At 47.4% G+C, this 3,592-nt stretch carries 3 protein-coding genes and 1 pseudogene; 2 read left to right on the forward strand and 2 right to left on the reverse strand.

Features of this window, described 5'->3' with window-relative positions; genetic code table 11:
• Positions 1 to 1,018 (reverse strand): FprA family A-type flavoprotein (locus tag C7B77_RS26255; protein WP_146138531.1); only part of this gene is annotated, 1,018 nt, incomplete at its 3' end.
• 54 nt (positions 1,019 to 1,072) lie between these two features.
• Here C7B77_RS26255 and C7B77_RS26260 point away from each other — a divergent pair.
• Positions 1,073 to 1,684: pseudogene (locus tag C7B77_RS26260) on the forward strand (RluA family pseudouridine synthase); the annotation flags it as partial.
• Positions 1,685 to 1,825: 141 nt separating this feature from the next.
• Here C7B77_RS26260 and C7B77_RS26265 read toward each other — a convergent pair.
• On the reverse strand, positions 1,826 to 2,437 hold the full coding sequence (locus C7B77_RS26265) for a Uma2 family endonuclease (RefSeq protein ID WP_106311933.1): 612 nt from the start codon (positions 2,435 to 2,437) through the stop codon (positions 1,826 to 1,828).
• 170 nt (positions 2,438 to 2,607) lie between these two features.
• Here C7B77_RS26265 and C7B77_RS26270 point away from each other — a divergent pair.
• The coding region (locus tag C7B77_RS26270; protein ID WP_106311936.1) for an alpha-ketoacid dehydrogenase subunit beta at positions 2,608 to 3,592 on the forward strand (985 nt) is incomplete at its 3' end.

Here is a 3,592-nt window from a genome sequence, read left to right on the forward strand (position 1 = left end):
GAGAGCCGATAATGAAGCCATCGCAGGCTTGGACGGCGGTGGTAATTTCTTCGGGTTCGGTAAATTCACAATCGATCGAGCGAACATTGACTCCCGATTGAGTAATGCCTTTTTCGATCGCTCTGGCGAGGGTGGCGGTATTGCCGTATGCGGATGTATATAAGAGCGCGACGCTGAGATCTTTTTTCTGCTGCTGTTCGCACCAGCTCTGATAATCGAGTGTCAAAACGCTGCGGCTGTGGCGGACGATCGAGCCGTGAGCGGGTGCGTAGATGCGGGTGGGGAATTCGGCTATTTTCAAGAGAATCGCCTCTACCTGAGTCGATTGGGCGGCGTAGAGACAATCGAAATAATACTTGCGATCGTCGGCGAGGGTTTTCCAATGTTCGTCAAAAACGGCATCATCGCAAACGTGGGAGCCGAAGAGTTTATCTGTATATAAGATTCCGGTACCTCGATCGAATGTACACAGCGCGTCGGGGTGACGGGGGGTAGGGACGAAGCGGAATTGCAGAACGTGTCCGTTACCCAGATCGAGGGTTTCTTCATCCCGCACGACGTGAACTTTGAGAATTCGATCGGTACCAAATTCGATGCCCAAATCGTGGGCTTCATCTTCGCGGGGAGATGGTCGATCGAAGGATTGGTTGGCAAGTACCGATCGTAGGGTATTCACGCCTGGTTTGGAACAGATGATGGTGGCGTAGGGAGCGGCTTCTAGTAACCGTTTGAGGGTGGCAATCCGGTTGGGGTTGATGTGGCTGAGGATGATATAGTTCAACCGTTGGTAGTAGGCGTGTTGTCCGAGTTCTTCGAGGAAGATGTCGGTGAAGGATTCGCCAGGAGGATCGATCAGGGCGATGGAGTCGGCTTCGATCAGGTAGGAGTTAGCGGTGGTGCCTTTTTGACGGGCGTATTCGATTTCAAATTTGAGGCGTTCCCAAGTACGGGAGCGGAGGACGGTGGTGTCGGTGCCGATTTCGGCAATTTGTACGTCGCGGGGTTTTGTGGGTGTCATTGGTAATTAATTAAGGGTAAAGGGGAAGGGGGAAAGGGACGGAATAATTGCGAGATTATTTATGAGGATGAATATCTAATTGCGATCGATAAGCCTGCGGGACTATTATCTGTACCCGGACGGACGAGCGATCTACAAGATAGCGTGCTGACTCGGTTGCGTGCATTGTATCCCGAAATTTATGCCGTTCATCGACTCGATCGAGATACATCGGGCATATTATTATTCGCACGGGACAAACTCACTTATCAATATCTGAGCCAGCAATTTGAGAATCGACAGGTACGCAAGATTTATGAGGCGATTTTAGGCGGGAAGATAGAGTTAAAGAAAGGATCGATCGATTTACCGTTATGGGGCGATCCTGTCGATCGACCGCGACAGAAAGTAGACTTTAATTTGGGTAAACCTAGTTTGACTGAGTTCCAGGTATTAGAGCAAATCGACGGCTACACGCGGATTGAATTTAAACCAGTTACGGGGCGGACGCATCAATTACGCGTCCATGCAGCCGATGCTCGTGGGCTAGGTGTGTGTATTTTAGGCGATCGACTCTACGGTTGTCAGACTGATGTGAAAAGATTGCATCTTCACGCACGAGAATTGATTTGTACGCATCCATCCACATTAGAACGAATCTCAATCCAAACTCCATGCCCATTTTGAATCCAATTATCCGATCGACTATCGATGCACTTATTATCCACCGGAATACCTGTTGCCAAGCCGCTCAGATAACCCCAAGTAAAGCTGGATAGAGGCGACTCTGTAATTTTACATAAAATATTATCGATCGAGTGTCAAGACTTACCAAATCCCACTCAGACTCAGTACGAAACCTGGCATCACATCCTCACAACTAATTGACAGCGGTGACTCTAACACTTCTACAGCTTGCCCTAAACGATAGATCTCGACCTTTCGATCCTGAGGATTGACAAGTAGCCCTAATCTTACTCCCAGCCGTTGGTATTCAATCATTTTGTCTCGAACGGCACTCAACCTGTCAGTGGCAGAACGTAACTCAATCGCAAAATCGGGAACCACTGGAATAAATCCGACGATATTTACGCCCTCCAAACGGGACTTTTCAATCCAAGAGACATCTGGCGATAGTTTACCCCCATCGATTGCTGTAAAATCATAGCCAGTCGAAGAATCAAATGTTTCACCTAGATTGGTTAGCTCGTTCCAATTCCAAACTCTGGCAAATAAATTACCATTTTTTTTGCCAGTCTCACCACCAGTCGGAGACATCACAATCAATTCTCTATTTCGGGTCAATTCAAGGCGTAAATCGGGATTATCGGCGCAGAGGATATCAAATTGTTCTGGAGTAACAATGAGAGTTGTATTACTGACATCTAGCAATAGCGATCCAGTATTAAAGGGTGTGTTATGAGTAGTAGCAATCGTCATAAAATTTCCAAACGTTTGCGATGGTTGAATTATATCATTTTCCCCCTATCCCCTGTCTTGATTCGCTAAACCGTCGGGGAACCCGACGAGCGCGAATCGCTATTCCTGCTCCCTATTCCCTATATTCTGCTAGAGTGAGATCTGAGAAATTCAAGTGTTGTAAACCTAGCATGGCAGAAACTCTATTTTTTAATGCCCTACGTGCCGCGATCGATGAAGAAATGGCGAGAGATTCAGCCGTAATGGTAATGGGTGAAGACGTGGGACATTATGGCGGTTCCTACAAAGTCACCAAAGATCTCCATAAGAAATATGGAGACTTACGCGTCCTCGACACCCCGATCGCCGAAAATAGTTTTACGGGGATGGCTGTAGGTGCTGCCATGACCGGATTGCGTCCGATTATTGAAGGGATGAATATGGGGTTTCTGCTCCTAGCCTTCAACCAGATTTCTAATAACGCGGGGATGTTGCGTTACACCTCTGGTGGTAATTTTACGATTCCGTTAGTCATTCGCGGCCCAGGTGGCGTCGGCAGACAATTGGGTGCGGAGCATTCCCAACGTTTGGAAGCTTATTTCCAAGCAGTTCCTGGTTTGAAGATCGTTGCTTGTTCTACGCCACGTAATGCCAAAGGCTTGCTCAAAGCAGCAATCAGAGACGAAAACCCAGTCTTATTCTTCGAGCATGTCTTGCTCTACAACCTCAAAGAAGACTTGCCAGATGAGGAATACGTACTCCCACTAGATAAAGCCGAAATCGTGCGTCCTGGTAAAGATGTGACCGTCCTGACTTACTCGCGGATGCGCCACCATTGTACCCAAGCGATGAAAACCTTAACAGACAAAGGTTCGACTTGCGATCCAGAAATTATCGATTTAATTTCGCTCAAACCGTTAGATTTAGAGACAATTGGGGCATCTATTAAGAAGACGCATAAAGTAATTATCGTCGAAGAATGTATGCGCACGGGTGGTATTGGTGCCGAACTCGTTGCATCCATCAACGACAACTTCTTTGACGAATTGGACGCACCCGTCCTGCGGATGTCGTCACAGGATATTCCGACTCCTTATAATGGAAAGTTAGAATACCTCACAATTATTCAACCACCCCAGATTGCTGAAGCGATCGAAAAGATGGTTGCAGGCAAGC

It is taken from the genome of Chamaesiphon polymorphus CCALA 037, assembly GCF_003003845.1.
In the GTDB taxonomy this organism is placed as follows: domain Bacteria; phylum Cyanobacteriota; class Cyanobacteriia; order Cyanobacteriales; family Chamaesiphonaceae; genus Chamaesiphon; species Chamaesiphon polymorphus.